This is a genomic window from Vibrio sp. NH-UV-68 (assembly GCF_042940635.1).
Classification (GTDB): domain Bacteria; phylum Pseudomonadota; class Gammaproteobacteria; order Enterobacterales; family Vibrionaceae; genus Vibrio; species Vibrio pacinii.
Map to the genome: position 1 here is coordinate 1,044,589 of NZ_CP134975.1, position 25,363 is coordinate 1,069,951.

Genomic DNA, 25,363 nt, shown 5'->3' on the forward strand with positions numbered 1-25,363 from the left:
GGGCGAGCGCAGTCAATAGTAAAAAGGTCTCATAGTCGACATATTTGCAAGCAAATCACTTTTAAGATTTACATTTGTGCAACTTATAGCTCAATGCCACGTATTAAAATATACGCACTGTGAATGGAATTCGGGTTCTTTTTAATCAATTAGATACGCCAATTAGGCGGATCAAAATCTTTTATTTGCAGCGACTCAAATGGTGGATTAGTCTCTAAGTAGGGCCAAATATTGTTTTCTACCTAAATGGTCCTTATTTAAAGAGAGCTAAATTCAAAACTTCTGCTCGTCGAAGTGGTAAAATTCACAGAGTCAAACATCAACGTCGTTATAGTCATGAGCAAACATTTTGAATGGGTTACTCCAGATTCAGATTTACTGGAGAGAGAAAAAACAAAAGTTAAGCCACCATCTATGTATAACGTTGTTTTGAACAACGATGATTACACCCCGATGGACTTTGTCATTGAAATTTTAGAGCGATTTTTCTCAATGGATATCGACAAAGCAACACAGGTAATGCTCCAGGTGCATTATGAAGGCAAAGCAATTTGTGGCACGTATACTGCAGAAGTTGCTGAGACCAAGGTAGCGCAAGTTACTATGTATGCGAACGAGAATGAGCATCCTTTGCTTTGTACAATGGAACAAGCCTAATGCTTGTTCGAGCAACTTAAGTTGTTCTTAAAGGAGGTACTTATGCTGAATAAAGAGTTAGAGTCGAGTCTCAACGGCGCTTTTTCCCGCGCTCGAGACAAAAGACATGAGTTTATGACTGTCGAGCACCTCCTGCTGGCGTTGTTAGAAAACGATGCTGCGAGAGAAGCACTTCAGGCGTGTCAGGCGGACATCGATGCCTTGCGTGGTGAACTAGATATCTTCATCGATCAAACAACGCCGCTGATTCCTGAAAATGATGAAACTCGCGAAACGCAACCCACTTTGAGTTTTCAACGCGTTTTGCAACGCGCGGTGTTTCACGTTCAATCCTCTGGTCGTAGTGAAGTGACTGGGGCTAACGTACTGGTGGCTATTTTTAGTGAGCAAGAGTCCCATGCGGCGTACTTACTCAAGAAAAACGACATTAGCCGTCTTGATATTGTTAATTTTATTTCGCATGGCATCACTAAGGCATCAAGCGCAGGTGATGAACCGTCTTCTCCCGACTCTTTTGGTAGCGAAAATGCCGAAGAAGCGAGTAACGAAGATCGTTTAGAAAGCTTTGCTACTAACCTCAATCAATTGGCCAAGCAGGGCCAGATTGATCCACTTATTGGTCGTGAGAAAGAGCTTGAAAGAACTGTTCAAGTGCTTTGTCGTCGTCGCAAGAACAACCCATTGCTCGTTGGTGAGGCAGGGGTAGGTAAAACTGCTATCGCAGAAGGTTTAGCGTGGCGTATTGTGGAAGGGCAGGTCCCAGAAATTATCGCTGACAGTGTCATCTATTCATTAGATATCGGGTCGCTACTAGCGGGCACTAAGTATCGCGGTGATTTTGAGAAACGCTTCAAGGCAATACTAAGACAACTTGAAAAAGAAGAAGATGCGATTCTGTTTATTGATGAGATTCATACCATCATCGGTGCTGGCGCGGCTTCTGGTGGTCAAGTCGATGCCGCCAACTTAATTAAACCTCTGCTTAGTAGTGGCAAGCTACGCTGTATTGGTTCAACGACTTATCAAGAGTACAGCAATATTTTCGAGAAAGAGCGCGCGCTCTCTCGTCGATTCCAAAAAATCGACGTTGTTGAGCCTTCACTCGACGATACCACTAAAATCTTGATGGGCCTGAAACCGAAGTACGAAGCACACCACGAAGTGCGTTACACCAATAAAGCACTGCGTGCAGCGGTTGAACTGTCGGCTAAGTACATTAATGAGCGTCATTTGCCTGATAAAGCGATCGATGTTATCGATGAAGCGGGTGCTCGTAGTCGTCTTACTCCGGCGAGTCGTCGTAAAAAAACGGTTGGGGTTGCTGATATCGAGGCGATGGTTGCCAAGATGGCGCGTATCCCAGAGAAGTCCGTCTCTTCTTCTGACAAAGAGATTCTACAGAAACTCGATGAGAAGATGAAAATGTTGGTGTTTGGCCAAGATGATGCGATTGATGTTCTTAGCGAAGCGATTAAGTTAACCCGTGCGGGTTTGGGGGCAGACAATAAACCGGTTGGTTCCTTCTTGTTTGCAGGCCCAACCGGGGTCGGTAAAACAGAAGTGACAGTGCAGTTGTCTAAGCTGCTTGGTATTGAACTGCTGCGTTTTGACATGTCTGAGTATGGTGAACGTCACTCTGTCAGTCGTCTTATCGGCGCGCCTCCGGGTTATGTCGGTTACGATCAAGGCGGTCTGTTGACTGATTCTGTGATCAAACACCCTCACTCGGTGGTGTTACTTGATGAGATTGAGAAAGCGCACCCAGACGTCTTTAACTTGTTGCTGCAAGTGATGGATAACGGCACGTTAACGGATAACAACGGTCGTAAAGCGGATTTCCGTAACGTGATTTTGGTGATGACCACCAACGCGGGCGTGCAAGAAACGGTTAAGAAATCGATCGGCTTGATCCAACAAGATCACAGTCACGATGCGATGTCTGAAATTAAAAAGGTATTTACTCCAGAGTTTCGTAACCGTCTTGATAACATCATTTGGTTTAACAGCCTAGATGAGCACGTTATCCATCAAGTGGTTGATAAGTTTATCGTTGAACTGCAAGCGCAACTTGATGTGCGTGGTGTCTCGCTTGAAGTGTCGGACGATGCACGTCATTGGTTGGCTTCTCGTGGTTACGATAAGTCCATGGGCGCGCGTCCAATGGGACGAGTTGTGCAAGACAAACTGAAGAAACCCCTCGCTAATGAGCTGCTATTTGGTTCACTAGTCGATGGTGGTACGGTGAAAGTTGATCTGAAAGATGATGAGCTTAAATTCACTTATCTCAGTCAAAAAGAAGCCGCGATTCATTAATCAACCAAAATGAGAAAAGCCAGAGCATTATGTCTCTGGCTTTTTTATTTGCTAAGCAATTAACTTAGTGCGGACTTAATCGCTTGATATGACGTGTTGACGTCGTCTGGGATCACTTGTTCAATTTGATAGCCCAAAGCAGGGTAAGTCTTAATTCGCTCAAAATCGCCCAACATGGCCGATAAGGTGGTGTAGAGGTCGATCTCTTCATTAAAATAGTCGCAGAACTCGCCTTTGGGCGAGGTTACACAAAGATGCTTAACCTGTGTTGGCCACTGCTGACGGAATGAAGCGTAAGTGCGTCGTTCCATGTACGGCTTTTGCACTAAGATAAACGAGTTGAAGTTGAGATTTTTTTGCGTAAGTAGCTGATGCGTAAAGAGCAGGTTTTCTCCGGTGTTGGTTGCCTGATCCTCAATAATAATTTTATTGCTCGGCACACCTAAATCACGTGCGATTTGGGCAAAAGTTTCCGCTTCGCTCTGCTCGAACACATCCGCAGTTAAACGGCCGAACCCGCCAGAAAAGACTAAATATTCAGCCCAGCCTTGTAGATACAAATTCGCAGCATACTCCGCCACACGAACATCATTACTGCCTAACACGAAGAGGCAATCTGATTGGATTAAATCGTCGGAGAGTTGCATGTAACGCCATAAGCGCTCAATGTGTTGATACAACTTAGTTTGGTTCATAAACCCCTCTCAGTTCACACCAGTTCGAGTGTGTGGTCAAAATGGAAACGATAGCCAAGGGCAATGATCTTGTCTGCCATTATGCGCTTATCGGGCTGTTGAACCACGGGTGGAAGAGGGTCGCTTGAACCAACGCTGTCGAGCGCTGCCTGATAAAACTGTGCCTTACTGACCGTGTTTGGTGTGGTGGCATTCACTACCGTGTTGTGTGTTGCTAGGGCCATATAGCTCACGGCGCCAATCGCATCTTTTAGCTCAAGCATATTAGCAGGCGCTTGCTCACTGACTTGCTTTAATCTAGCGGCAAAGCGCGATGGGTGTCTATCGGGGCCGACCAGCCCGCTGCAACGAACGATGGCGTAGCTCAGGCCAGAATCAATCAGCGCTTGCTCAGCTTTTAACATCGTTATCGCATTATCACTAAATAGAGAATGGCTTTGTGCTAATGCAAGGCTAGCGTCCTCTTCAACCATCTCTGTGGCGGTGTTTGGGTAAACGGTTGTTGAACTGACCATAACAATACGTTGCGCCGCACTCTGCTTGGCCGCTTGGATAAGATTTTGCCATTGAGTGACGTAATTATCGCCAGCTCCTCGGCGAAATCCTGGAGGAAAACAACCAATCACTATTTCGCTCGGTGCTGTATTGAGTTGATCTTTGAGTTGTTCAAGACCCAAATTTAAGTCGCACACAAAACTGTTGAGTCCTTGTTGCTCAAGCTCTGCCGCCCCTTCTGGAGTTGTTTTACTGGTGAAGACTTGATACCCGATGGATGTCAGGTATTGGCTAAGTGGTTTACCTAGCCAACCTCCACCGACGACTGTGATGGTTTTCATGTCAGACTCCTTGCTAATAAATGACCAAGTTGTGTACGTAACACCTTGTGAATGGTTGGGTAGTCAACGATTGATGTTGTATCAGATCCAGCAATATATAGTCACTGTTGGTATACCAAAGGCTAGGGCTACACGCTTGCTGAAACGTACTTACTTTGGCATTTATTGAACGCAACAACAACCGTTGTTGTTGCAGCAATATCAGTGGTGTTATGTGCGAGATGATATCTAAGGGGGAGGGGTTTTAGCAAACGCCAGAGTGCGCCTCTGGCGTTTGCTGTTGAGTCAAGTTAGCTAGAAAGCACACGGATAATTTTGTCTGCGTGCTCGGCCATTTCGATGCCCTCATCGGTTAAGTAGCCGCCATCAGGAAAAGTACATAGGCCTTTGGCGTAAAGACGCTGCACAGCTGATTGAATCTCTTCAGATGCGTCATTATGAACTTTAATGCCAGTCGCAGCACTGCTGATATCAAACTGAAGCAGTAAGTTAAGTTCAGATATATATTCAGGCGTAAATTTCATATTCGATTCCTTATAAAGTGTATGTACTCAACTTAATCAGGAAGTTGGCGTTCAGCAATGCCCACTATATAGAAATGTTACCTAAGCCAGAGTTTGATCAGATAACTGGAGCAGATTGTTCAGGAGTTAAACAGTCACGATAAGACTAGAGCGAGATCAAAGCAGGCTACCACTAAACAGTATCGCGAGCCGCCTTGCGCCTATAAATGAGAAAATAGTATAAAAATTGACTTTAATATGAATATTTAGCCTAAAAATGGTGTCAGACACAATTAACGGTAGAAGGTTTATTTTAATTTATTGAAAAATAAGGGATTTATGTATTTGTGTGGAGTTTTTTTAACATAGATATTAGTCGTAAAAGACAAAACTGCGCTTACTTAGTTTACATGCAACGGCTTTTCATCGGCATTGTATAATTTGTGCTTGAATTTGATCACATTTCAAGTAATTATCCGCGCCCATTGACCCTGATGTTGCAAAATGTTTCGAAATGATAAACCTCAACCAATTTGATTCTCTTTTACCCCCACAAATGGCCGAACGTGCGGCTGAAATTGGCGTGGGCAAAGCGACCAAAGATCCTATCAAGTCTTTCCTTCTGGCGATTTCGGCAGGTATCCATATCGGTATCGCTTTTGTCTTTTATACTGTGGTCACGACAGGGGCAGGCGATCTACCGTGGGGAATTACGCGTTTATTAGGCGGTTTAGCCTTTAGTCTCGGACTGATTCTGGTAGTGGTGACTGGCGGTGAGCTATTTACTAGCTCAGTGCTGACTTTAGTTGCTCGAGCAAGTGGCAAAATTTCGTGGCGAACCCTGATAAAAAACTGGACGGTTGTCTATTGCGGTAACTTGATTGGTGCCTTGTTATTGGTCGTTTGTATGCTGTTGACCAAACAATATATGTTTGACCATGGACAAGTTGGCCTCAACGCAATGGCGATTTCACAGCACAAGCTTCATCATACTTTTCTCTCAGCAGTGGCATTGGGTGTCATGTGTAATGTCTTAGTGTGTGTGGCCGTTTGGATGACATTCAGTGGCCGAACTTTGACAGATAAAATCGCAGTCATGATTTTACCCGTTGCGATGTTTGTCTCTGCAGGGTTTGAGCACTGTATTGCCAATATGTTTCAGGTTCCGATGGCGATTGGGATTAAAAATTTCGCACCTGCTGAATTTTGGCAAATGACCGGAGCCAATATCGCCGACTATGCTGATTTGAATATGCTGGATTTTATCACCAATAATTTGCTCCCGGTGACATTGGGCAACATCATTGGTGGTGGGGTGTTTGTCGGCATGTGGTACTGGTTAATCTATCTACGTGATTGACAGCAATGATGCGAACTGGTTTAAAAACTCACTTTAAGTGAGTTTTTTTGATCTTGATGATGGCCTAACAAGCCATCTTTAACTGCATTCTCTATTAAGGCCTCAGGCTGAGTGATTAACCAATCTCTCATTTCATCTCGTTCGGTAAATGCATTATCCAAGCTGTGTTGGTCCAAAGTCATCGCTCGCGCTCCTTGCATTGATTTGATAGCGCAAGGCTAATGTCTGGTCTTTACGTATTTATTACATTGGTAGAATTAAAAGATATGCGTATGAATGCAAAGTGAATTTTGTGAGAGATAATTCATTAACTCAGGTTTGACCAGTTGACTTCTAGGTATCACCACGGTTATCCACAGATTCTGTGGATAAGATCCTACAATCGCTAAATAGGCGCTATATGGCGTCATCATGAACGACGTTGACCAGCACACGACCATAACGACTGATACAACTATGGACTGACAGTTTCAGCGACAATGCCACAGAAAGTGACATGGTAACGAATATCGCAATCATGATCATAATTTGATATTTAATCGCCACCATCGGGCTGGCACCACCGAGAATTTGACCTGTCATCATACCCGGTAACGTCACAAGACCAGTCGTTGCCATCGTGGCTAATGTTGGTGCGACTGAACGTGCAATCGCATCGCGTACAAAAGGCAGTGTGGCGTAGCTTGGGGAGGCGCCCAACGATATCGCCGCTTCATATTCTGCTTTGCGCTCTTCGAAAGCGCGGAAAAAATTTTGCAATGCCACAATATTGCCGCTCATCGAGTTACCAAGCAACATGCCAGCCAAAGGGATCAAATATTGAGCATGATAAAAAGGCGTCGGTTTAATTACGCCTAACGCGATAATTCCTAGCATCGGGATCAAAGCCACAAACAGACCTGTCACCACTGGAAGCATTAGTTTAGCGCGTGGTAATTTGGCTTTGCTTGTGATGGCACTCGCCCCAATCAGGGTCATGACGATAATCCAGATGACATTGATGGCTAAGCTATTGAGCTTGAAAAGGTATTCAAGATAGGCCCCGACCAAGATTAACTGCAGTGCCATGCGCCCCACGCTAACTGCGATCTCTTTGCTTAGTTTAAGTTGATAGTAGCGACTGATTGAGAATGGAATGATCAGCAAGCTCGAAAACAACCCCAAGGTCAACCATGAAATATCCACCACACTGTCCATAACATCCTCCTGATCATGAAGGATTATTGTACGCGAAAACCGCCAAAGGTCACCTTGTCTTGAAATTGATAATAAGCCCAATCCTCAACAAGCCAAGTAACAACTCATTTACATTCAGTCTAAGATTAACTGACATAGTCACTGCTTAAGTGTCGAAAACAGGGTCAGTTTTTGGGTATTTTTGGGCTTTTTTATCGCCCAAAATCCTGTTCATATTTGTTCATAAATAATGGCATATTGACACATCAAAGCACGATTAAACACATCTCTGGTTGAGCTCAAAAAAGTGTGGAATAACAAGCTTCAGAAGCGATGAATTGATTGAACCTTACTCCTAGTATGGTCTAATCTTTTTCATTAGAGATTGTAAAAAACTTCAGCTCATCTGACTGAGCTAACCAATAACACTAAATACAAAATAGGCAAATGTATGAGTGATGTTAACAAAACTGAGAGTAGTGAAAAACGCTCTCTGGAGTGGAAGTCGTTCTTCTTCATCGCGGTTGTTCTTTTTCCGGTTTTAAGTGTGGCGTTCGTCGGCGGTTACGGATTCTTGGTGTGGATGCTCCAAGTGTTTGTAATGGGACCTCCGGGCGCGCACGGCATGTAAAAGTCCGTGAGCTCAACACCACATTTTTAAAAAGATTTTAAGAGAGCAAACCATGAAATCAATGATTGTTAAACTGTGGCGCACTATGCGGCGTCCAGCTGTCCATATCAGCCTAGGCGTGCTGACCATGGGCGGCTTTGTTGCTGGGGTTATCTTCTGGGGCGGTTTTAACACTGCGCTAGAAGCGACCAACACAGAAGAATTTTGTATCAGTTGTCACACCATGCGTGACAATGTTTACGTTGAACTGCAAGAAACGGTTCACTGGAAAAACCATTCAGGGGTGCGTGCGACCTGTCCTGACTGCCACGTACCACACAATTGGACCGACAAGATTGCACGTAAGATGCAGGCTTCCAAAGAAGTGTTTGCTCAGGTGTTTGGCAATTATGACGAACCCGGAGTATTTGAAGAGCGTCGTATCGAATTGGCCAAGCATGAATGGGATCGTTTCTCTGCTAATAAGTCGTTAGAGTGTAAAAACTGTCACAATTACGATTCAATGGACTTTGAACTTATGTCTCCGACAGCTCGCATTCAAATGAAGCAAGCGGCAGAGAAAGATCAAAGTTGTGTTGATTGTCACAAAGGCATCGCACACAAACTGCCTGCAGGTATGGATAGCATCGGTGGCATTGTTGGTGACTTAGAAGCGCTTGCCTCGAATACGAATTACTCTGTTGGTCAATCATTGGTTAGTGTACGTCACCTACCGATTTACTTTGACGAGCAAGGGGCGACAGAAGCGGGCTTGCTTAACCCAGCATCGACGGTCAAAGTGATTGAAGAAAAAGGCGATTATGTCGCGATCGAAATTGATGGTTGGCGTAAAGCAAAAGGCTTTGGTCGCGTTATCCAAGAAGATTTTGGTAAGAACATTGCCGTGGCATCTTTACTTAAAGAAGCTTCAATGGACGCCAACGTGGTCAAAACGGGCGAGAAAAAAGTCGATGAACTGACTGGCCTGCCTTGGGAGAAAGTGTCAGCTAACGTTTGGCTTAAGAAAGAGTCGATGCTAAACGACATTACGCCAGTGTGGGAAAAATCCAAAGAAGCCTACAAAACCAACTGTTCGGTTTGTCATACGCAGCCAGCAGAAGAGCACTTTGATGCCAATACTTGGCCAGGTATGTTCGACGGTATGCTTGCCTTCGTTAACCTAGATACAGACAGTGAAGCACTTATCTTGAAGTACTTGCAAAAACACTCTTCAGATTATGCTGAAGGTCATCACTAATAAGCGTCGGATGGAGTAATTTAAATGGCTATTACACGAAGAAGTTTTCTCAAAGGCGTTGCAACGACAAGTGCGGCGTCGGTCATTGGTCCGAGCTTATTAGCATCTACTTCTGCTCATGCGGTTGAGAGTACTGGAACTTGGAAGGTATCTGGTTCTCACTGGGGCGCGTTCCGTGCCCACATCTACGCAGGTAAAGTTCAAGAGATCAAACCGTTAGAATTAGATAAAAACCCGACCGAGATGCTTAACGGCATCAAAGGTATTATCTACAGCCCATCACGTGTTCGTTACCCTATGGTGCGCTTAGATTGGCTTAAGAAACACAAATACAGCGCAGAAACACGCGGTAATAACCGTTTCATTCGCGTCACTTGGGATGAAGCGTTAGATCTGTTTTATCGTGAACTAGAGCGAGTACAAAAAGATTACGGCCCTTGGGCACTGCACGCAGGTCAAACGGGTTGGAACCAAACAGGTTCATTTAACAACTGTACGGCGCACATGCAGCGCGCTGTGGGTATGCATGGCAACTTTATTACTAAAGTGGGTGACTACTCAACGGGCGCAGGCCAAACCATTTTGCCATACGTGCTCGGGTCTACCGAAGTGTATGCACAAGGAACTTCATGGTCTGAAATCCTTAAACATTCAGACAATATCGTAATGTGGGCCAACGATCCGGTTAAAAACCTCCAAGTGGGTTGGAACTGTGAAACCCATGAGTCGTTTGCTTACCTTGAGCAGTTAAAAGAAAAAGTCGCTAAAGGCGAGATCAATGTCTTGTCGGTTGATCCGGTTAAGAATAAAACCCAGCGCTATCTCGACAATGACCACCTTTACATCAACCCACAAACCGATGTGGCGTTTATATTGGCGGTGGCTCATGTACTCTACAATGAAGACTTATACGATAAGCAATTTATCGATACTTACTGTTTAGGCTTTAGCGAGTTCATCCAATATGTTCAGGGTGAAACCAAAGATAAAGTAGCGAAAACTCCAGAGTGGGCAGCGGAAATCTGTGGCGTAAAAGCCGATAAGATTCGTGAATTTGCTCGCATGTTGGTTAACGGTCGCACTCAAATCTTGATGGGTTGGTGTATTCAGCGTCAAGAGCATGGTGAGCAGCCATACTGGGCCGCTGCCGTAGTCGCTGCGATGGTGGGTCAAATTGGTCTGCCTGGTGGCGGCATTTCATACGGTCACCACTATTCAAGTATCGGTGTACCATCGACCGGTTTTGCCGGACCTGGTGGCTTCCCACGTAATCTAGACACCGGAATGAAGCCGAAATGGGACAACAACGATTTCAACGGTTATAGCCGCACGATTCCGGTTGCGCGTTGGATTGACTGCCTGTTAGAGCCGGGCAAAGAGATCCGTTACAATGGCGGTAAAGTGAAGCTTCCAGACTTCAAAATGATGGTGATTTCAGGTAACAACCCTTGGCATCACCACCAAGACCGCAACCGTATGAAGCAAGCGTTCAAGAAACTACAAACCGTGGTGACGATTGAGTTTGCTTGGACGGCATCCTGTCGTTTCTCAGACATCGTGCTACCAGCTTGTACTCAGTGGGAGCGTAACGATATCGACGTTTACGGTTCTTACTCAAGCAAAGGCCTGGTCGCCATGCATCGCTTGGTTGATCCACTGTTCCAATCGAAGCCTGATTTCCAAATCATGAGTGAGTTGACTCAGCGCTTTGGCCGTCGTGATGAATACACGCGCGGTATGAGTGAAATGGAGTGGATCGAAAGCCTCTATAACGACTGTCGTAAAGCGAATGACGGTAAGTTCGATATGCCAGAGTTTGATGAGTTCTGGGAGAAGAGCGTGCTTGATTTCGGTGAAGGTAAACCTTGGGTTCGCCATGCTGACTTCCGTCAAGATCCAGAAATTAACCCACTGGGTACTCCTTCTGGTTTTATCGAAATCACTTCACGTAAGATTGGCCGTTACGGCTATGAACACTGTCAAGAGCACCCAATGTGGTTTGAAAAAACCGAGCGTTCACACGGTGGTCCTGGTTCTGAGAAGCACCCGTTCTGGTTACAGTCATGTCACCCAGACAAGCGTCTTCACTCGCAAATGTGTGAATCTGAAGCGTTCCGTGCGACCTACGCTGTACAAGGTCGTGAACCGGTTTACATCAACCCACTTGATGCCAAAGAGAAGGGCATTAAAGAGGGCGATTTAGTGCGTGTTTACAACGATCGAGGCCAATTGCTTGCGGGTGCAGTACTGACCGACAGCTACCCACGTGGCGTTATTCGGATTGAAGAGGGGGCTTGGTATGGCCCACTCAACGAGAAAGAAGGGGCGATTTGTACCTACGGCGATCCAAATACGCTAACGTTAGATATCGGCACGTCTGAGCTCGCACAGGCAACCTCTGCTAATACCTGTATCGTCAACTTTGAGAAATTCACTGGTAAGGTACCACCAGTGACCTCATTTGGTGGTCCAATCGAAGTAGCATAACCATTTTGCTACTGATGAAAAACCAGCCGTTTGGCTGGTTTTTCATTTTTTGGCTCTAGTCTGATAGGCCGTATTTGGTTTTTAATTCTGCCAAGCGTCTTTCTCCGTGATTTTTAAAGTAGTGATTGAGCGCATTGACGATTTCTTGTGCAAGAGGATGATCACGTCGCACACCTGCGTACAAAGGGGACGTATCGAGGTAAGTGCTACTGAACTTGATCTGTGATGGGTCAAGTCTCATCTCTTTTAGCGTCCAACGTGCAACAATTTCATCAGAAACGAGCACATCGGCACGTTCGGTTAGTACCAAGCGCACGCTGTTGGGCAGATCAATCGAATTAACAGGAATGAAATGAGGGTAATCGAGTAACTTGGCGGTATAAGCATAACGATTGATTAAGGCGACTTCTTTACCTTTAAGACTATCGATGTCGGTAAACTCAAAATCACTGTTGCGGCGTGACAACACTGACATCTGATTATGCATATAAGGTTCGGTGAACAAAAAGTGTTTTTCGCGCTGCTCCGTTTTCCACATTGCGACGATGACATCATTTTTGCCATGAGCCGTCTCTTTTAGAATTCGCCCCCAAGGCTTTTCGCTAAACTCAACTTGGTATCCTGCTGCGACGAGTCCTTCAATGATGAAATCATAAGCGATGCCCTGCCCATAGGCGGAATCCATAATAAACGGTGGCCACTGTGTTTGTGCCACCTTTAATACTGGTGCTGATTGTGATTGTGATTGTGACTGTGCGAAGGCCGCCGTACACCAAAGCGACAATACAACCGACATTATGTGCTTAATCCTCATTGAGTACACCGACTTCACCTGTTGTGTGGATTATCAGTAATTGTAGCCTAGTTACGCGCTCGGCTAATGAGTTAGGCGTGTTGAGAATGTCGCTCTGTTTACTGGTGTCATAAACGTGAGCTCGGTAGTGTTAGTTTTTGTTGAGCAAATAGACAATATCAAGGCGTAATGCTCTAATTGACCAAAACGAATAATAAAGAGTGTCATATGTCGCAAAATTATCGTTTATCCAACGATCGGTGGGTTACGGTGGATAATCGCGACCTTAGTGTCGAGGTGTTGCAAAACCAGCTGAGTTTCTTCTATCGCGGATTGTCCAATCACGCTATCGGTCAGCATTATCTGTTATTTAGTAGTGACTTTGATTTTGAAAAGCAAGCGACTCTGCTCGGCGATGGTTTTCAGATGCTGGCACAAACAACGGGGAAATGGGATAACCCCATTGATGTTGGCCGCTGCCCAGATAACAGTCCCAGTTATCGCATTTATCCAACCGATGAAGCTAAGCGTTACTACAACTACTTAGTGATTGAAGATTCTGCCGGTTATGCTCTGTTTGGTTTTACCTCTTGTGAGCGCTTTGCTGGGTACTTTACCGTGACACAGCAGCAGGAAAAACTGCGAATTCATGCCTATCTTGATGGTGAAAATAGCTGCCCGCAGGACTGGTCAACCAATCGGCTGGAGTCGGTGGTGGTGTTACGCGGAGATTCGCTATCAGAGCTCTATCAAGAATTTACTCAGTTGATAAACCAACGCCACTCTGCACGTCAGGGGGTGACGCAACGTTCACCACTAGGTTGGTGTTCTTGGTATGCCTATTACGCTGAGGTGACGGAACAGCATATTGAGAAAAACGTTGCTGAGATGCGCCAACACCTTAAGCAGCTTGACTATGTATTATTAGATGACGGTTACCAAGCTTATATGGGGGATTGGTTAACGCCTTCTACTAAGTTTCCCTCTGGAATTAAATCGGTGCTTAGCGAGATTCGTTCGCAAGGCAAAAAGCCCGCTATTTGGTTGGCTCCCTTTATCGCTCAACCTGAATCACAGCTCTTTCAAGACCATCCTGACTGGTTTGTGCGTCATGTTGATGGCAGTTTGCTCAAAGCTGAAGATGTTACCTATGGAGGTTGGCGCTGTACCCCTTGGTATATTCTTGATACCACTAACCTCGAAGTGCAAGAGCATTTGACTCAAGTCGTGCGCACGATGCGAGAAGAGTGGGGGGTAGAGCTATTCAAACTCGACGCCAACTACTGGGGGACTTTAAAAGGCGTGCGTAGCCAAAGTGGTGTTACAGGAGTAGAAGCTTATCGATTGGGCATGGAAGCGATCATTGAAGGCGCAGGAGAGGCACTTATTTTGGGCTGTAACGCGCCAATGTGGCCATCGCTTGGCATGGTTGATGCGATGCGTGTTTCTGATGATGTCGAGCGCTGCGCAAACCGTTTTGAACAAATAGCCAAAGAGACGTTCTATCGCAGCTGGCAACATCGTAAGTTATGGCAAATTGATCCAGATTGCGCCACCTTTGTGTCGTTGCCAAACCAAGCGACTGAGCGCAGAAATTACCAATTCCATCGAGATACGTTACTTGCTTGTGGTGGCTTACTGCTTTCCGGCGATCCGTTAGATGAGTTAACACCATTTGCCAAGCGATCCTTAGCCAAGCTCATTATTAGGCATCGCCATAATCAAGAGTCAGCCCGATTTAGCGCATTGAACTTGCACCATGCATATTTGCCGCTTACCGAACGCAACGACTTACATTGTCTGTTTAATTATCGCGGTCGGGCCCGTGATGTGACGCTGACGGCCAACTACCCGGTCTATTGGTATGACTATTGGACAGGAGAGAGGCTGGTGGCCGATCCGACGCCAGTCCTAGAAGTGGCACTTGAGGCCGGTTTGTCCAGCCGGGCGATAATTACCTCGCTATAGTGGTCGAGCTAGATTAAGATCACTGGCCATTTTAGCGATAATTAACAATCTCATGTCTATCATCTTAGGTATCGACCCAGGTTCACGCATCACAGGCTATGGTGTGATTCGACAAACGGGTCGCCATCTGCATTATCTTGGCAGTGGCTGTATTCGTACTTCAGAAAAAGAGCTGCCAGGCCGACTTAAGCAAATCTACGCCGGAGTGTCTGAAATCATTACTCAGTTCCAGCCTGATGCCTTCGCCATTGAACAAGTTTTTATGGCGCGCAATCCAGACTCTGCCTTGAAATTAGGTCAAGCACGAGGCAGTGCTATCGTAGCGGCGGTCAATGCTGATTTACCCGTTTACGAATATGCGGCAAGGCTAGTTAAACAAGCGGTGGTCGGTAACGGTGGCGCTGATAAAGATCAGGTTCAACACATGGTGCAAAATATGCTCAAGTTACCCGCTAAACCTCAAGCGGATGCCGCGGATGCGTTGGGCGTTGCAATTTGCCATGCCAATACCAACAAAACTCTCGTTGCACTTGCAGGTAAAGCGACCAGTGCGCGTCGCGGTCGATACCGCTAGTTTTAAACTTGTAGCCTTCTGCGATTCGCTCACGCCTTTTTGATCCTCGATTGATAAAGAACTGGATGTCTATCCAGTTCTTTATTATCCTGTCGCAAATCCATTTTTCCAAGAGTACTCACCGTGATTGGACGTCTACGCGGCATTCTAATTGAAAAACAACCTCCCCAACTGCTTATTGAAGTGAATGGTATTGGCTATGAAGTCCAGATGCCGATGAGCTGCTTTTATGAACTGCCAAATGTCGGCGAAGAAGCGATCATCTATACTCATTTTGTTGTTCGAGAGGATGCTCAATTGTTGTATGGCTTTAACAATGTTAAAGAGCGTGCGTTGTTTCGCGAAGTGATTAAAGCTAATGGCGTTGGTCCTAAATTGGGCTTAGGCATTCTATCGGGCATGACGGCCAGCCAGTTTGTAGCTTCAGTTGAGCGTGAAGATGTGTCGACCTTGGTCAAATTACCGGGCGTTGGTAAAAAGACTGCCGAACGTTTGGTGGTGGAGATGAAAGACCGCCTCAAAGGTTGGGGGGCTGGCGATCTCTTTACACCGTTTACGGATGCCGCTGCGACGGACAGTTCGCCTCAATTAGCTCAGTCAAGCGCTGAGGAAGAAGCCGTGAGTGCACTACTGGCATTAGGCTACAAGCCGACACAAGCATCTAAAGTCGTCTCTCAGGTAATGAAAGAGAATATGAGCAGTGAGCAGCTTATCCGAGAAGCTCTTAAGTCGATGGTATAGAGGCATAAACTATGATTGAAGCGGATCGCCTTATCGCACCTGACAATAGTGTCTACCGAGAAGAAGACGTTATTGATAGAGCCATACGGCCGAAAAAACTTGAAGACTATAAAGGGCAAGACCATGTGCGCAGCCAGATGGAAATCTTTATCAAGGCTGCGCAACTAAGAAGTGAAGCACTGGATCATTTGCTGATTTTTGGTCCACCGGGTTTGGGCAAAACCACATTAGCCAACATCGTCGCCAACGAAATGGACGTTAATATCCGCACTACATCAGGGCCGGTATTAGAAAAAGCGGGTGATCTTGCCGCGCTGCTAACCAATCTCGAAGAAAACGATGTGTTATTTATCGATGAGATCCACCGTCTGAGTCCAGTGGTTGAAGAAGTGCTCTATCCTGCGATGGAAGATTATCAGTTGGATATTATGATCGGGGAAGGGCCTGCTGCTCGCTCAATTAAAATCGACTTGCCGCCTTTTACTCTGATTGGTGCGACGACAAGAGCAGGCTCGTTAACCTCACCATTGCGTGACCGTTTTGGTATTACTCAGCGTCTTGAGTATTACAACATCCCTGACTTGCAAAATATTGTGCAACGCAGCGCTGATTGCTTAGGGTTGTCGATGGAAGCAGAAGGAGCCTTAGAGGTGGCAAGACGCGCCCGTGGCACTCCACGTATTGCGAATCGATTATTACGTCGAGTTCGTGACTACGCTGAAGTGAAAGGTAACGGGCATATATGCCTCGATATTGCTGACAAAGCGCTTAACATGCTTGATGTTGATGCCAAAGGTTTCGACTACATGGATAGAAAACTTTTGCTAGCGATTATGGAGAAGTTTGGTGGTGGTCCCGTGGGGCTTGATAACATGGCAGCCGCGATCGGTGAAGAAAAAGACACCATAGAGGATGTACTCGAACCTTATCTTATTCAGCAAGGGTATTTGCAAAGAACGCCAAGAGGACGGGTTGCAACCGACCGTGCCTATCTTCATTTCGGAATTGAAAAATAAGTTTCCACTAGCCAGCAATTAAATGCTGGCTTTTTATTTTAGTGATCATGATCACACTAATAAATATTGCTTGTCAGTGGATACGTAGCGCAAATGAATGAGTTGTTAACCGCTTGTTTTGCATAAATAGTTATCACCATCTTGGCAATAACCCTGCCGTAACAAAACATAATGTAAACTGTTGATATAGATCAATGTGATGGTTTTATGCTCAGATTGGGCGCACAAAATTTGATTTAAATCAAAGCGAACTCTGGATATAAACCTTTTGAAACAATCATTTTTTAGCAGTAGTATTAGCTCCAGCTATATTAGCTGATGCTTAACAATTAACTAACCATTACAGTACATTTTTGCAACAAGAAGCCGATGTTTGGCAACAGTGTTCGAGTTTGATTAACTCTGACTAACAATGCATTAATGTGAAAAGTGTCTTCAGCCGACACATAGGAGTAAACATGATTGACGTAGACGTAGTTGATCTGTCGCGGTTGCAATTTGCACTGACAGCGATGTATCACTTCCTCTTCGTACCTTTGACTCTGGGTATGGCATTCCTACTTGCCATCATGGAATCTTTGTACGTAATGACGGACAAGCAAATCTACAAGGACATGACCAAGTTCTGGGGTAAGCTTTTTGGTATTAACTTCGCACTAGGTGTGGCCACGGGCCTTACCATGGAATTCCAGTTTGGTACTAACTGGTCCTATTACTCACACTATGTCGGTGATATTTTTGGTGCACCACTGGCGATTGAAGCACTGGTCGCGTTCTTTTTAGAATCCACTTTTGTCGGTTTATTCTTCTTTGGCTGGGATCGCTTATCAAAACGTCAACACTTAGTTGTCACTTGGTTAGTGGCATTAGGTTCTAACTTCTCTGCGCTTTGGATTCTTGTTGCCAACGGTTGGATGCAAAACCCGGTAGGGGCAGAATTCAACTTTGAGACCATGCGTATGGAAATGGTCAGCTTTGCCGAAGTTGTGCTTAACCCAGTTGCTCAGGTTAAGTTTGTGCATACAGTGGCTTCTGGTTACACCACTGGCGCGATGTTTATTCTTGGTATCAGCTCTTACTACCTACTTAAAGGTCGTGATGTTGCTTTCGCTCGTCGTTCATTTGCCATTGCCGCCTCGTTTGGTATGGCCGCCATTTTGTCGGTTATCGTGCTAGGTGATGAGTCTGGTTACGAGCTAGGTGAAGTTCAAAAAGTCAAACTTGCGGCAGTAGAAGCAGAATGGCACACCGAGCCAGCACCTGCGGCCTTCACTCTGTTTGGTGTTCCAAACCAAGATGAGATGCACACAGATTACGCGATCAAGATCCCTTACGTTATGGGCATTATTGCAACGCGTTCATTTGACGAGCAAGTCACAGGCCTTCGTGACCTGCGTGACGAACACGTAGAGCGCATTCGTACTGGTATGTACGCATACGAACTGCTCGAAAAACTGCGTGCTGGTGACAAATCAGCAGAAAACCAAGCCGCGTTTGATGAAGTAAAAGGTGACTTAGGTTACGGACTGCTGCTAAAACGTTACACCGAACAAGTCGTCGATGCGACCGAAGAGCAAATCCAAGCCGCGGCGGATGACTCAATTCCAACCGTTTGGCCACTGTTCTTCTCGTTCCGTATTATGGTTGCTTGTGGTTTCATCATGCTGTTTGTTTTCGGCGCCGCGTTTATTCAAACATGTCGCCAAAAGATCGAACAAAAACGTTGGATTCTTAAAGCGACACTACTCAGCATTCCATTGCCTTGGATTGCGATTGAAGCCGGTTGGTTCGTTGCAGAATTTGGTCGTCAACCTTGGGCTGTTGGTGAAATCTTGCCAACCCATGTTGCAGCCTCTGCATTGACTGTCACTGAGCTGTGGACGTCACTATTTGCCATTCTAGCGCTGTATACCGTGTTCTTGATTGCAGAAGTTTACCTCATGGTGAAGTTTGCGCGTAAAGGACCAAGTAGCCTGAAAACGGGACGCTACCACTTCGAACAGAATGTCGACTCTGTTGAAGACAAAGTTAGCCGCCAAGTAGAAGCATAGGCAAGGAGAGAACAATGTTTGATTATGAAATCTTGCGATTCATCTGGTGGGTACTGATTGGGGTGCTACTGGTTGGTTTCGCTGTGACTGATGGTTTCGATATGGGTGTGGGCGCGCTTGTGCCTGTGATTGGTAAAACTGACACAGAGCGCCGTGTGATGATCAACACCATCGCACCGCACTGGGATGGTAACCAAGTTTGGTTAATTACCGCTGGTGGCGCTTTGTTTGCAGCATGGCCACTTGTGTATGCCACGTCATTTTCAGGTTTTTACCTGGCAATGTATATTACCCTTGCGGCGCTCTGGCTACGTCCTTTGGGCCTAGACTACCGTTCAAAAATCGAAAACCCACAGTGGCGTAATGTATGGGATGGCGCTATCTGTTTCAGTGGTGCAGTGCCTCCGGTTATCTTCGGTGTCGCTTTTGGTAACCTGCTACAAGGTGTCCCATTTGAACTCAATGACTTATTGATGTCTCAATACAAAGGCACCTTCTTTGCTCTGCTTAATCCATTTGCTTTGCTATGTGGTGTATTAAGCCTGATGTTGTTTGTGCTTCAAGGTTCAACCTGGTTACAGATGAAAACCACTCAAGCGCTGCATGCCCGTGCTCGTAATACCGCGCAGATTGCAGGTCTGATTGTCGTTGCACTGTTTGTACTAGGTGGCTTCTGGGTTCAGTCTATTGAAGGTTATGTCCTTACCAGTACCCTAGATACCTTCGCCGATTCAAACCCATTGAACAAAGAAGTGGTGACTCAAGTGGGTGCTTGGATGACAAACTTTGAAACCTACCCAGCGATGTGGGCGGCACCGATCTTAGGGGTATTTATGCCGCTACTTGCCGTGGTCGCTTCTCGTCTAGAGCGTGGTGGCTTTGCCTTCCTATTCTCTAGTTTGGCCAATGCTGGTGTGATTTTAACCGCCGGTTTTGCTATGTTCCCGTTTGTCATGCCGTCAAGCCTTGTGCCTAGCCACAGCTTAACCATGTGGGACTCAACAGCAAGCGAGTTGACGCTAGGCCTAATGACGGCGGTTGCCGCTGTGATGGTTCCTGTGATTCTTGGCTACACGACTTGGACTTATTACAAAATGTTCGGTCGTCTAGATAACAAGCACATCGAAGACAACGACGTTTCAGCTTACTAAGGAGCATTGACTATGTGGTATTTTGCATGGATTCTAGGTGTACTATTAGCTTGTGCATTTGGCATCATCAACGCTCTTTGGTTAGAGCACTCTGAAATGATGGACAAAGACAGTGAGTAATCTCTCTGAGCAGGTGGCGAAACTTCATGCCCCTGTTGATAAGGCTCTTTTGAGAGCCTTATCTCTGGTTCTTGGTTTTTACCATGTCGCAATGGTAATGTGGAATCCAGAACTCTATGCAGCATCGATTGGCGGCTTTAACGGCCTGATTTCCCCGCTGCTAATTTGGGCAGTGTGCTCAAGTATGGTATTTGGACTGGGTTTTAAACCACGCAATTGGTACTGGCAGTTGTTGTTCAGCCCTTATTGCAGTTTGACCATCTTAATTTATTTGTCGGTACTGCGTTTAGCCTCGTTTTGAGCTTAATGTAAAACCGGTTGTATAAAAAAAGCGCGACTCATTGAAGAGTGAGCGCTTTTTTTTGTTTCAAGCTTTGAATTCATCGATTTACCCTTGCATTGTGGGTGACGAGTTGCGTTATAGTATCTAGCTAGAAAAGTAATTGGTGGATAATTCACTGGTGGATAGTAAGGTGCAACAGCAAGCTGCGATTTTTGAATGGCCGGTGACGGTGTATTACGAAGATACTGACGCCGGTGGCGTTGTGTATCATTCGAACTATCTCAAATTCTTTGAGCGGGCAAGAACAGAACTGCTTCGCACAATTGGTGTGTCGCAACAGGTACTGTTGGAACAAAACTTAGGTTTTGTAGTCCGACACATGGACATCGATTTCTTACAAGGCGCACGTCTTGATGACCACCTGACAGTGACGACCAAAATTGCTGACCTGAAAAAAGCCTCATTGGTCTTCTGTCAGGAGATCGTTAATCATGATGGCAAGACATTGTGTAAAGCAATGGTTAAGGTAGCATGTATCGATAATAAAAAAATGAGGCCGAAAGCGATGCCTAAATCAATAGTGATGGAGTTAACTTACAGTGACCGCTGATATCTCGATGCTCGATCTGTTTTTGCAGGCCAGTCTGCTTGTAAAAATGGTAATGCTGATTCTTTTAGGTATGTCGATCCTTTCTTGGGCGATGATCATCAAACGCAGCAAAGTATTGTCACAAGCCGCGAAAGATACCGAAAAATTCGAAGACCAGTTTTGGTCGGGGACTGACCTGTCGATCCTTTATCAAAATGCTAAAAAACGCAAAGATGAATTAACGGGCACTGAAGAGATCTTCTATTCAGGTTTTACCGAATTTGCGCGTTTACGTAAATCCAATTCCGGTTCACCAGATTACATTATGGAAGGCACTGGGCGCACCATGCGTGTTGCGGTCGCGCGTGAAGTTGACGAGTTAGAAAGCCATTTGCCTTTCTTGGCAACAGTCGGTTCGATCAGTCCATATATCGGCTTGTTTGGTACGGTATGGGGCATCATGCATGCGTTTATCGCCTTAGGTGAAGTCAAGCAAGCGACATTAGCCATGGTGGCTCCGGGTATCGCTGAAGCCTTGGTTGCAACCGCGATGGGCTTATTTGCCGCGATTCCTGCTGTTATGGCCTATAACCGCCTTAGCAACCAAGTGGGTAAGCTTGAGCACAACTATGCGACGTTTTCTGAAGAGTTCCACAGTATTTTGCACCGTCAAGCCATGGCTGGACGAGACACAGTGCATAAGGATTAATGGTAATGGCTGGTTACCAAACGAAAAAGCGAAAACTGACGGCTGAGATCAATGTGGTTCCTTACATCGACGTTATGTTGGTGCTGCTGATCATTTTCATGGTCACCTCTCCCTTTGTTACCCAAGGGGTAGATGTTGAATTGCCAAAAACCGCCACGGCCAAACCAGCTTCCGATCTTGCTGGTGACAGTGATGCTAGCTTTATCATTGTTGAAATCGACAAAGAGGGTAATTTGGGACTCAGTGTCAATGATGAAGAAGTCACGCGCGGTATTTCATTGCAAGATGTGATTGTTCGTGTCAAAGCTGAGTTATCACTTAAACCCAATTCACCGGTTGCGGTGGGTGGAGATGCAGCCACTCCATACGCTGATGTGGTTTTGGTTTTAGACGAATTGAGTCGCGCTGGTATCCCGAAAGTCGGGTTGCTGACGGACATAAAGGAATAACGTTCGCGATTCATGAAAGAGAAGCAAATTAAAAAAAGTAGCGACTACAAAAAGCCGATTTTAATCTCGGTTGCTTTGCATGCGTTATTGATTATCGCCCTTATCTGGGGCACTGACTTTACCATGTCTAAGCCAGAGCCGAGCGGCAGAATGGTTCAGGCGGTGGTCATTGATCCGGCACTGGTTAAGCAACAGGCGCAGCAAATTCGTAGTCAGCGTGAAGCGGCGGCGAAAAAAGAACAAGATCGCCTTGATAAACTGCGTCGTGAAAGCGAACAGCTCGAAAAAAATCGCAAGATAGAAGAAGAGCGTATTCGCAAGCTCAAAGAGCAGCAAGTTAAAGAAGCTAAAGCGACTCGTGAGGCAGAAAAGCGTCGCGCAGAAAAAGAAAAAGAGCGCCAAGCTGAAGAAAAACGTGCTCAAGAAGAAAAGCAGCGCGCGGTTAAGCTAGAGCAAGAGCGTAAAGCGAAAGAGCAAGCAGTCAAAAAGGCTGAACAAGAACGTTTAGCCAAAGAGGCTGCCATCGCTAAGGCAGAGCAAGAGCGAGTGGCACGCGAAAAGGCTGCGAAAGAGGCTGAAGAAAAAGCCCGTCGCGAACGTGAAGCCGCCGCTAAAGCGGAACAAGAACGGATAGCGAAAGAGAAGGCCGCTAAAGAAGCGGCGGAAAAAGCTCGTAAAGAAAAGCAACGTTTAGAGCGTATTGAGCGAGAGCGTAAAGAGCAAGAAGCCGCACTAAATGATATTTTTGCTGGCCTTGAATCGGAAGTTGAGTTGAATACCTCAGCGCGCTCTAAGTTTGTTGCCAATGAAGCACAGCGTTATGGTGCGATTTATACGCAGCTGATCAAACAAAACTTATTGTTGGAGGACAGCTTTCGGGGAAAGTCCTGCCGAGTTAACTTACGATTGATCCCAACTGGAGCAGATGCGATTTTGGGCAATCTCTCGGTTTTAGAGGGCGACAGTCGTTTATGTGCGGCAACCAAGCGAGCCGTGGCTCGTGTAAGCAGTTTTCCATTGCCGAAAGACCCGGATATCGTCAACAAAGTTAAGAATATCAATTTAACCGTAGTACCTGAGTGATAAGGAATAGCTTGTGTTAAAGCGACTAGTAATAGGATGTGTGCTCACGTTGTTGAGCGTAGTTCAAACGGCAAATGCCGCGTTAGAGTTGGTCATTACTGATGGTATCGACTCGGCGCGTCCCATCGCTATTGTGCCATTTAAATGGGATGGCCCGGGTAAATTGCCTCAAGACGTTTCGTCTGTAATTGCCTCCGATTTACAGCGCAGCGGTAAGTTTAGCCCGGTTGCGACGAGTAAGATGCCACAAACACCGTACAGCGAAGCCGAAGTCGACTTCAATGCTTGGACCGGACTTGGGGTTGATGCGTTAGTCACAGGCTCGATTACACAAGATGCTGAAGGCAATTACGTGATCAATTATCAATTGGTTGACGTGGTGCGTGGTCAGTTAACGCAAGGTCAGAGCAAAGCGTTAAGCAATGATGGCCAGTTAGTACTGTCAAAAGATCATGTGTTATTTAATAAACGTGCCACTGTGCCCGGTAAGCGCATGCGTGAGTATGCACACCGCATTTCTGATTTGGTGTATGAAGCTTTAACGGGTGAAAAGGGCGCCTTCTTAACGCGCATTGCTTATGTAGTTGTCAACGATAGTGACAGTTTTCCTTATCAACTGCGCGTGGCGGATTATGATGGCTACAACGAGCGTTTAGTGTTACGTTCGAAGCAACCCTTGATGTCTCCGGCTTGGTCTCCAGATGGTCAGAAGCTGGCTTATGTTAGCTTCCAAAACGGTCAAGCTGAGATTTTCATCATGAACATCTACACCGGTGAACGTGAGAAAGTGACGTCATACCCGCGTCATAATGGTGCGCCAAGATTCTCACCTGATGGCAGTCAGCTTGCTCTAGTATTGTCTAAAACGGGCAGCTTACAAGTGTATACACTTGACCTAACCACAAGAAAACTGACTCAAATAACTCGTGGTCGATCTAATAATACGGAACCGTATTGGCATCCAGATGGTAAATCTCTTATCTTTACCTCCGATCGGGGTGGAAAACCTCAAATTTATCAAGTAGATTTGGCAAATGGTTCAGCCAACCGCTTAACTTGGCAGGGTAGCCAAAACTTAGGTGGTCAAATTACCCCAGACGGTCGCTTCTTAGTGATGGTTAATCGTAGCAACGCGGGCTTTAATCTCGCCAAGCTTGATTTGGAAACTGGGGCGATGGAAATATTAACCAAAACATTGTTAGATGAGTCTCCGAGTATTTCACCAAACGGTGGGATGGTCATTTATAGCTCGATCTACAACCAGAAAAATGTACTATCAATGGTCTCTATTGATGGACGCTTTAAAGCAAGATTACCGGCAACAAATGGTCGAGTTCGTGCACCTGCATGGTCACCGTTTTTGTAGCAAGTAAGTATCAATAACAAAGGAAACGATAATAATGCAACTTAACAAAGTTCTTAAAGGGCTTCTAATTGCGCTACCAGTACTTGCAGTTACTGCATGTAGCTCAAGCGATGACGCGGCAAATGCATCTGGTTCTACTCAGACTAATCAAACTCAAACTGTTGATAACACCGCTGTGTCTCCACTTGATGCAAACGGTCAACTGTCAGAGCAAGAACTAAAAGAGCAAGCGCTACGCGAAACTCAAACCATCTACTTTGCTTTTGACAACGCGACGATTGCTGGCGACTACGAAGAGATGCTAGCAGCACACGCAGCATACCTAAGCAAGAACCCTGCACTAAACGTGACGGTTGAAGGTCATGCTGATGAGCGTGGTACTCCAGAGTACAACATCGCACTAGGCGAACGTCGTGCAAGCGCGGTATCTAAGTACCTACAAGCTTTAGGTGTTCAAGCTGACCAAATCTCTATCGTAAGCTACGGTGAAGAGAAACCACTTCTTCTAGGTCAATCAGAAGATGTATACGCTAAGAACCGCCGCGCAGTTCTAGTGTACTAATAAAGGAAATACC

26 protein-coding genes are annotated in these 25,363 nt (G+C 45.8%); 20 read left to right on the forward strand and 6 right to left on the reverse strand.

Annotation, left to right across the window (positions count from 1 at the left end; genetic code table 11):
• Positions 1-336: 336 nt before the first annotated feature.
• Both clpS and clpA read left to right on the forward strand, forming a co-directional pair.
• Entirely contained in the window at positions 337-657 is a 321-nt protein-coding gene (gene clpS, locus ViNHUV68_RS04875) for an ATP-dependent Clp protease adapter ClpS (protein WP_100753211.1), read from the forward strand.
• Positions 658-699: 42 nt separating this feature from the next.
• Positions 700-2,970, forward strand: coding sequence for an ATP-dependent Clp protease ATP-binding subunit ClpA (gene clpA / locus ViNHUV68_RS04880; protein ID WP_038176884.1), 2,271 nt, complete (start codon positions 700-702; stop codon positions 2,968-2,970).
• Between the two features lie 59 nt (positions 2,971-3,029).
• On the opposite strand, the gene ViNHUV68_RS04885 is transcribed toward clpA, so the two are convergent.
• The 3 genes from ViNHUV68_RS04885 to ViNHUV68_RS04895 form a co-directional block, all read right to left on the reverse strand.
• Positions 3,030-3,665, reverse strand: coding sequence for a YdcF family protein (locus tag ViNHUV68_RS04885; protein WP_038176882.1), 636 nt, complete (start codon positions 3,663-3,665; stop codon positions 3,030-3,032).
• Between the two features lie 14 nt (positions 3,666-3,679).
• Positions 3,680-4,501 (reverse strand): NAD(P)H-binding protein, encoded by an 822-nt coding sequence (locus ViNHUV68_RS04890; RefSeq protein ID WP_391089618.1) that lies wholly within the window; start codon positions 4,499-4,501, stop codon positions 3,680-3,682.
• 290 nt (positions 4,502-4,791) lie between these two features.
• Positions 4,792-5,025, reverse strand: a complete 234-nt coding sequence (locus ViNHUV68_RS04895; protein WP_391089620.1) for a TIGR02647 family protein — start codon at positions 5,023-5,025, stop codon at positions 4,792-4,794.
• Between the two features lie 496 nt (positions 5,026-5,521).
• Here ViNHUV68_RS04895 and focA point away from each other — a divergent pair, with 496 nt between their 5' ends.
• Positions 5,522-6,364 carry a formate transporter FocA gene (focA, locus tag ViNHUV68_RS04900; RefSeq protein WP_038177245.1) on the forward strand — a complete coding sequence of 281 codons (843 nt, stop codon included), beginning with the start codon at positions 5,522-5,524 and terminating at the stop codon, positions 6,362-6,364.
• A 20-nt stretch (positions 6,365-6,384) separates the two neighbouring features.
• Here focA and ViNHUV68_RS04905 read toward each other — a convergent pair whose 3' ends face one another.
• Positions 6,385-6,546 carry a hypothetical protein gene (locus ViNHUV68_RS04905; protein ID WP_391089622.1) on the reverse strand — a complete coding sequence of 54 codons (162 nt, stop codon included), beginning with the start codon at positions 6,544-6,546 and terminating at the stop codon, positions 6,385-6,387.
• A gap of 214 nt (positions 6,547-6,760) precedes the next feature.
• Positions 6,761-7,561 carry an ABC transporter permease gene (locus tag ViNHUV68_RS04910; RefSeq protein WP_391089624.1) on the reverse strand — a complete coding sequence of 267 codons (801 nt, stop codon included), beginning with the start codon at positions 7,559-7,561 and terminating at the stop codon, positions 6,761-6,763.
• A 430-nt stretch (positions 7,562-7,991) separates the two neighbouring features.
• Between ViNHUV68_RS04910 and torE the strand changes: the two genes are divergently transcribed.
• Genes torE through torA form a run of 3 tightly spaced genes read left to right on the forward strand, consistent with a single transcriptional unit; the run spans position 7,992 to position 11,895 of the window.
• Complete coding sequence (gene torE, locus ViNHUV68_RS04915) at positions 7,992-8,171, forward strand: trimethylamine N-oxide reductase system protein TorE (RefSeq protein ID WP_038176875.1); 180 nt, start codon at positions 7,992-7,994, stop codon at positions 8,169-8,171.
• 52 nt (positions 8,172-8,223) lie between these two features.
• Complete coding sequence (torC, locus tag ViNHUV68_RS04920) at positions 8,224-9,408, forward strand: pentaheme c-type cytochrome TorC (RefSeq protein WP_391089626.1); 1,185 nt, start codon at positions 8,224-8,226, stop codon at positions 9,406-9,408.
• A gap of 24 nt (positions 9,409-9,432) precedes the next feature.
• A complete protein-coding gene (torA, locus tag ViNHUV68_RS04925; protein WP_391089628.1) occupies positions 9,433-11,895 on the forward strand; it encodes a trimethylamine-N-oxide reductase TorA in 2,463 nt (820 codons plus the stop codon).
• Between the two features lie 55 nt (positions 11,896-11,950).
• On the opposite strand, the gene ViNHUV68_RS04930 is transcribed toward torA, so the two are convergent.
• The gene (locus ViNHUV68_RS04930) at positions 11,951-12,691 is read right to left on the reverse strand and encodes a transporter substrate-binding domain-containing protein (RefSeq protein ID WP_391089630.1); all 741 of its coding nucleotides are present in this window, start codon (positions 12,689-12,691) and stop codon (positions 11,951-11,953) included.
• 225 nt (positions 12,692-12,916) lie between these two features.
• Here ViNHUV68_RS04930 and ViNHUV68_RS04935 point away from each other — a divergent pair, with 225 nt between their 5' ends.
• The 14 genes from ViNHUV68_RS04935 (at position 12,917) to pal (ending at position 25,350) form a co-directional block, all read left to right on the forward strand.
• Positions 12,917-14,656, forward strand: a complete 1,740-nt coding sequence (locus tag ViNHUV68_RS04935) for an alpha-galactosidase (RefSeq protein WP_391089632.1) — start codon at positions 12,917-12,919, stop codon at positions 14,654-14,656.
• 52 nt (positions 14,657-14,708) lie between these two features.
• Complete coding sequence (gene ruvC, locus ViNHUV68_RS04940; RefSeq protein ID WP_038176868.1) at positions 14,709-15,230, forward strand: crossover junction endodeoxyribonuclease RuvC; 522 nt, start codon at positions 14,709-14,711, stop codon at positions 15,228-15,230.
• 123 nt (positions 15,231-15,353) lie between these two features.
• A complete protein-coding gene (gene ruvA, locus ViNHUV68_RS04945) occupies positions 15,354-15,971 on the forward strand; it encodes a Holliday junction branch migration protein RuvA (RefSeq protein ID WP_038176867.1) in 618 nt (205 codons plus the stop codon).
• Positions 15,972-15,982: 11 nt separating this feature from the next.
• Complete coding sequence (gene ruvB, locus ViNHUV68_RS04950) at positions 15,983-16,987, forward strand: Holliday junction branch migration DNA helicase RuvB (protein WP_038176866.1); 1,005 nt, start codon at positions 15,983-15,985, stop codon at positions 16,985-16,987.
• A gap of 458 nt (positions 16,988-17,445) precedes the next feature.
• Complete coding sequence (gene cydA / locus ViNHUV68_RS04955; protein ID WP_391089635.1) at positions 17,446-19,038, forward strand: cytochrome ubiquinol oxidase subunit I; 1,593 nt, start codon at positions 17,446-17,448, stop codon at positions 19,036-19,038.
• A gap of 14 nt (positions 19,039-19,052) precedes the next feature.
• Complete coding sequence (gene cydB / locus ViNHUV68_RS04960) at positions 19,053-20,189, forward strand: cytochrome d ubiquinol oxidase subunit II (protein ID WP_038176863.1); 1,137 nt, start codon at positions 19,053-19,055, stop codon at positions 20,187-20,189.
• Positions 20,190-20,201: 12 nt separating this feature from the next.
• Positions 20,202-20,309 carry a cytochrome bd-I oxidase subunit CydX gene (gene cydX / locus ViNHUV68_RS04965; protein WP_000270284.1) on the forward strand — a complete coding sequence of 36 codons (108 nt, stop codon included), beginning with the start codon at positions 20,202-20,204 and terminating at the stop codon, positions 20,307-20,309.
• On the forward strand, positions 20,302-20,610 hold the full coding sequence (ybgE, locus tag ViNHUV68_RS04970; protein ID WP_391089637.1) for a cyd operon protein YbgE: 309 nt from the start codon (positions 20,302-20,304) through the stop codon (positions 20,608-20,610). Before cydX ends, ybgE begins: the two co-directional genes overlap by 8 nt.
• Positions 20,611-20,782: 172 nt before the next feature.
• Complete coding sequence (ybgC, locus tag ViNHUV68_RS04975) at positions 20,783-21,202, forward strand: tol-pal system-associated acyl-CoA thioesterase (RefSeq protein ID WP_038177244.1); 420 nt, start codon at positions 20,783-20,785, stop codon at positions 21,200-21,202.
• The gene (tolQ, locus tag ViNHUV68_RS04980; RefSeq protein WP_038176861.1) at positions 21,192-21,890 is read left to right on the forward strand and encodes a protein TolQ; all 699 of its coding nucleotides are present in this window, start codon (positions 21,192-21,194) and stop codon (positions 21,888-21,890) included. Before ybgC ends, tolQ begins: the two co-directional genes overlap by 11 nt.
• A 5-nt stretch (positions 21,891-21,895) precedes the next feature.
• Complete coding sequence (locus ViNHUV68_RS04985; protein WP_038176860.1) at positions 21,896-22,339, forward strand: ExbD/TolR family protein; 444 nt, start codon at positions 21,896-21,898, stop codon at positions 22,337-22,339.
• A 12-nt stretch (positions 22,340-22,351) separates the two neighbouring features.
• A complete protein-coding gene (gene tolA / locus ViNHUV68_RS04990; RefSeq protein ID WP_391089640.1) occupies positions 22,352-23,422 on the forward strand; it encodes a cell envelope integrity protein TolA in 1,071 nt (356 codons plus the stop codon).
• A 13-nt stretch (positions 23,423-23,435) separates the two neighbouring features.
• Positions 23,436-24,788, forward strand: a complete 1,353-nt coding sequence (gene tolB, locus ViNHUV68_RS04995; protein WP_391089642.1) for a Tol-Pal system beta propeller repeat protein TolB — start codon at positions 23,436-23,438, stop codon at positions 24,786-24,788.
• Between the two features lie 34 nt (positions 24,789-24,822).
• Positions 24,823-25,350: a peptidoglycan-associated lipoprotein Pal gene (pal, locus tag ViNHUV68_RS05000; RefSeq protein WP_038176855.1), complete on the forward strand. Its 528-nt coding sequence runs from the start codon at positions 24,823-24,825 to the stop codon at positions 25,348-25,350.
• Positions 25,351-25,363 lie beyond the last annotated feature (13 nt).

Excerpts from the sequence above, each read along its gene's own strand:
- clpS (WP_100753211.1), top strand. The coding sequence starts at position 337 with ATGAGCAAACATTTTGAATGGGTTACTCCAGATTCAGATTTACTGGAG.
- clpA (WP_038176884.1), top strand. The coding sequence starts at position 700 with ATGCTGAATAAAGAGTTAGAGTCGAGTCTCAACGGCGCTTTTTCCCGC.
- ViNHUV68_RS04885 (WP_038176882.1), bottom strand. The coding sequence starts at position 3,665 with ATGAACCAAACTAAGTTGTATCAACACATTGAGCGCTTATGGCGTTAC.
- ViNHUV68_RS04890 (WP_391089618.1), bottom strand. The coding sequence starts at position 4,501 with ATGAAAACCATCACAGTCGTCGGTGGAGGTTGGCTAGGTAAACCACTT.
- ViNHUV68_RS04895 (WP_391089620.1), bottom strand. The coding sequence starts at position 5,025 with ATGAAATTTACGCCTGAATATATATCTGAACTTAACTTACTGCTTCAG.
- ViNHUV68_RS04905 (WP_391089622.1), bottom strand. The coding sequence starts at position 6,546 with ATGACTTTGGACCAACACAGCTTGGATAATGCATTTACCGAACGAGAT.
- ViNHUV68_RS04910 (WP_391089624.1), bottom strand. The coding sequence starts at position 7,561 with ATGGACAGTGTGGTGGATATTTCATGGTTGACCTTGGGGTTGTTTTCG.
- torE (WP_038176875.1), top strand. The coding sequence starts at position 7,992 with ATGAGTGATGTTAACAAAACTGAGAGTAGTGAAAAACGCTCTCTGGAG.
- torC (WP_391089626.1), top strand. The coding sequence starts at position 8,224 with ATGAAATCAATGATTGTTAAACTGTGGCGCACTATGCGGCGTCCAGCT.
- torA (WP_391089628.1), top strand. The coding sequence starts at position 9,433 with ATGGCTATTACACGAAGAAGTTTTCTCAAAGGCGTTGCAACGACAAGT.
- ViNHUV68_RS04930 (WP_391089630.1), bottom strand. The coding sequence starts at position 12,691 with ATGTCGGTTGTATTGTCGCTTTGGTGTACGGCGGCCTTCGCACAGTCA.
- ViNHUV68_RS04935 (WP_391089632.1), top strand. The coding sequence starts at position 12,917 with ATGTCGCAAAATTATCGTTTATCCAACGATCGGTGGGTTACGGTGGAT.
- ruvC (WP_038176868.1), top strand. The coding sequence starts at position 14,709 with ATGTCTATCATCTTAGGTATCGACCCAGGTTCACGCATCACAGGCTAT.
- ruvB (WP_038176866.1), top strand. The coding sequence starts at position 15,983 with ATGATTGAAGCGGATCGCCTTATCGCACCTGACAATAGTGTCTACCGA.
- cydA (WP_391089635.1), top strand. The coding sequence starts at position 17,446 with ATGATTGACGTAGACGTAGTTGATCTGTCGCGGTTGCAATTTGCACTG.
- cydB (WP_038176863.1), top strand. The coding sequence starts at position 19,053 with ATGTTTGATTATGAAATCTTGCGATTCATCTGGTGGGTACTGATTGGG.
- cydX (WP_000270284.1), top strand. The coding sequence starts at position 20,202 with ATGTGGTATTTTGCATGGATTCTAGGTGTACTATTAGCTTGTGCATTT.
- ViNHUV68_RS04985 (WP_038176860.1), top strand. The coding sequence starts at position 21,896 with ATGGCTGGTTACCAAACGAAAAAGCGAAAACTGACGGCTGAGATCAAT.
- tolA (WP_391089640.1), top strand. The coding sequence starts at position 22,352 with ATGAAAGAGAAGCAAATTAAAAAAAGTAGCGACTACAAAAAGCCGATT.
- pal (WP_038176855.1), top strand. The coding sequence starts at position 24,823 with ATGCAACTTAACAAAGTTCTTAAAGGGCTTCTAATTGCGCTACCAGTA.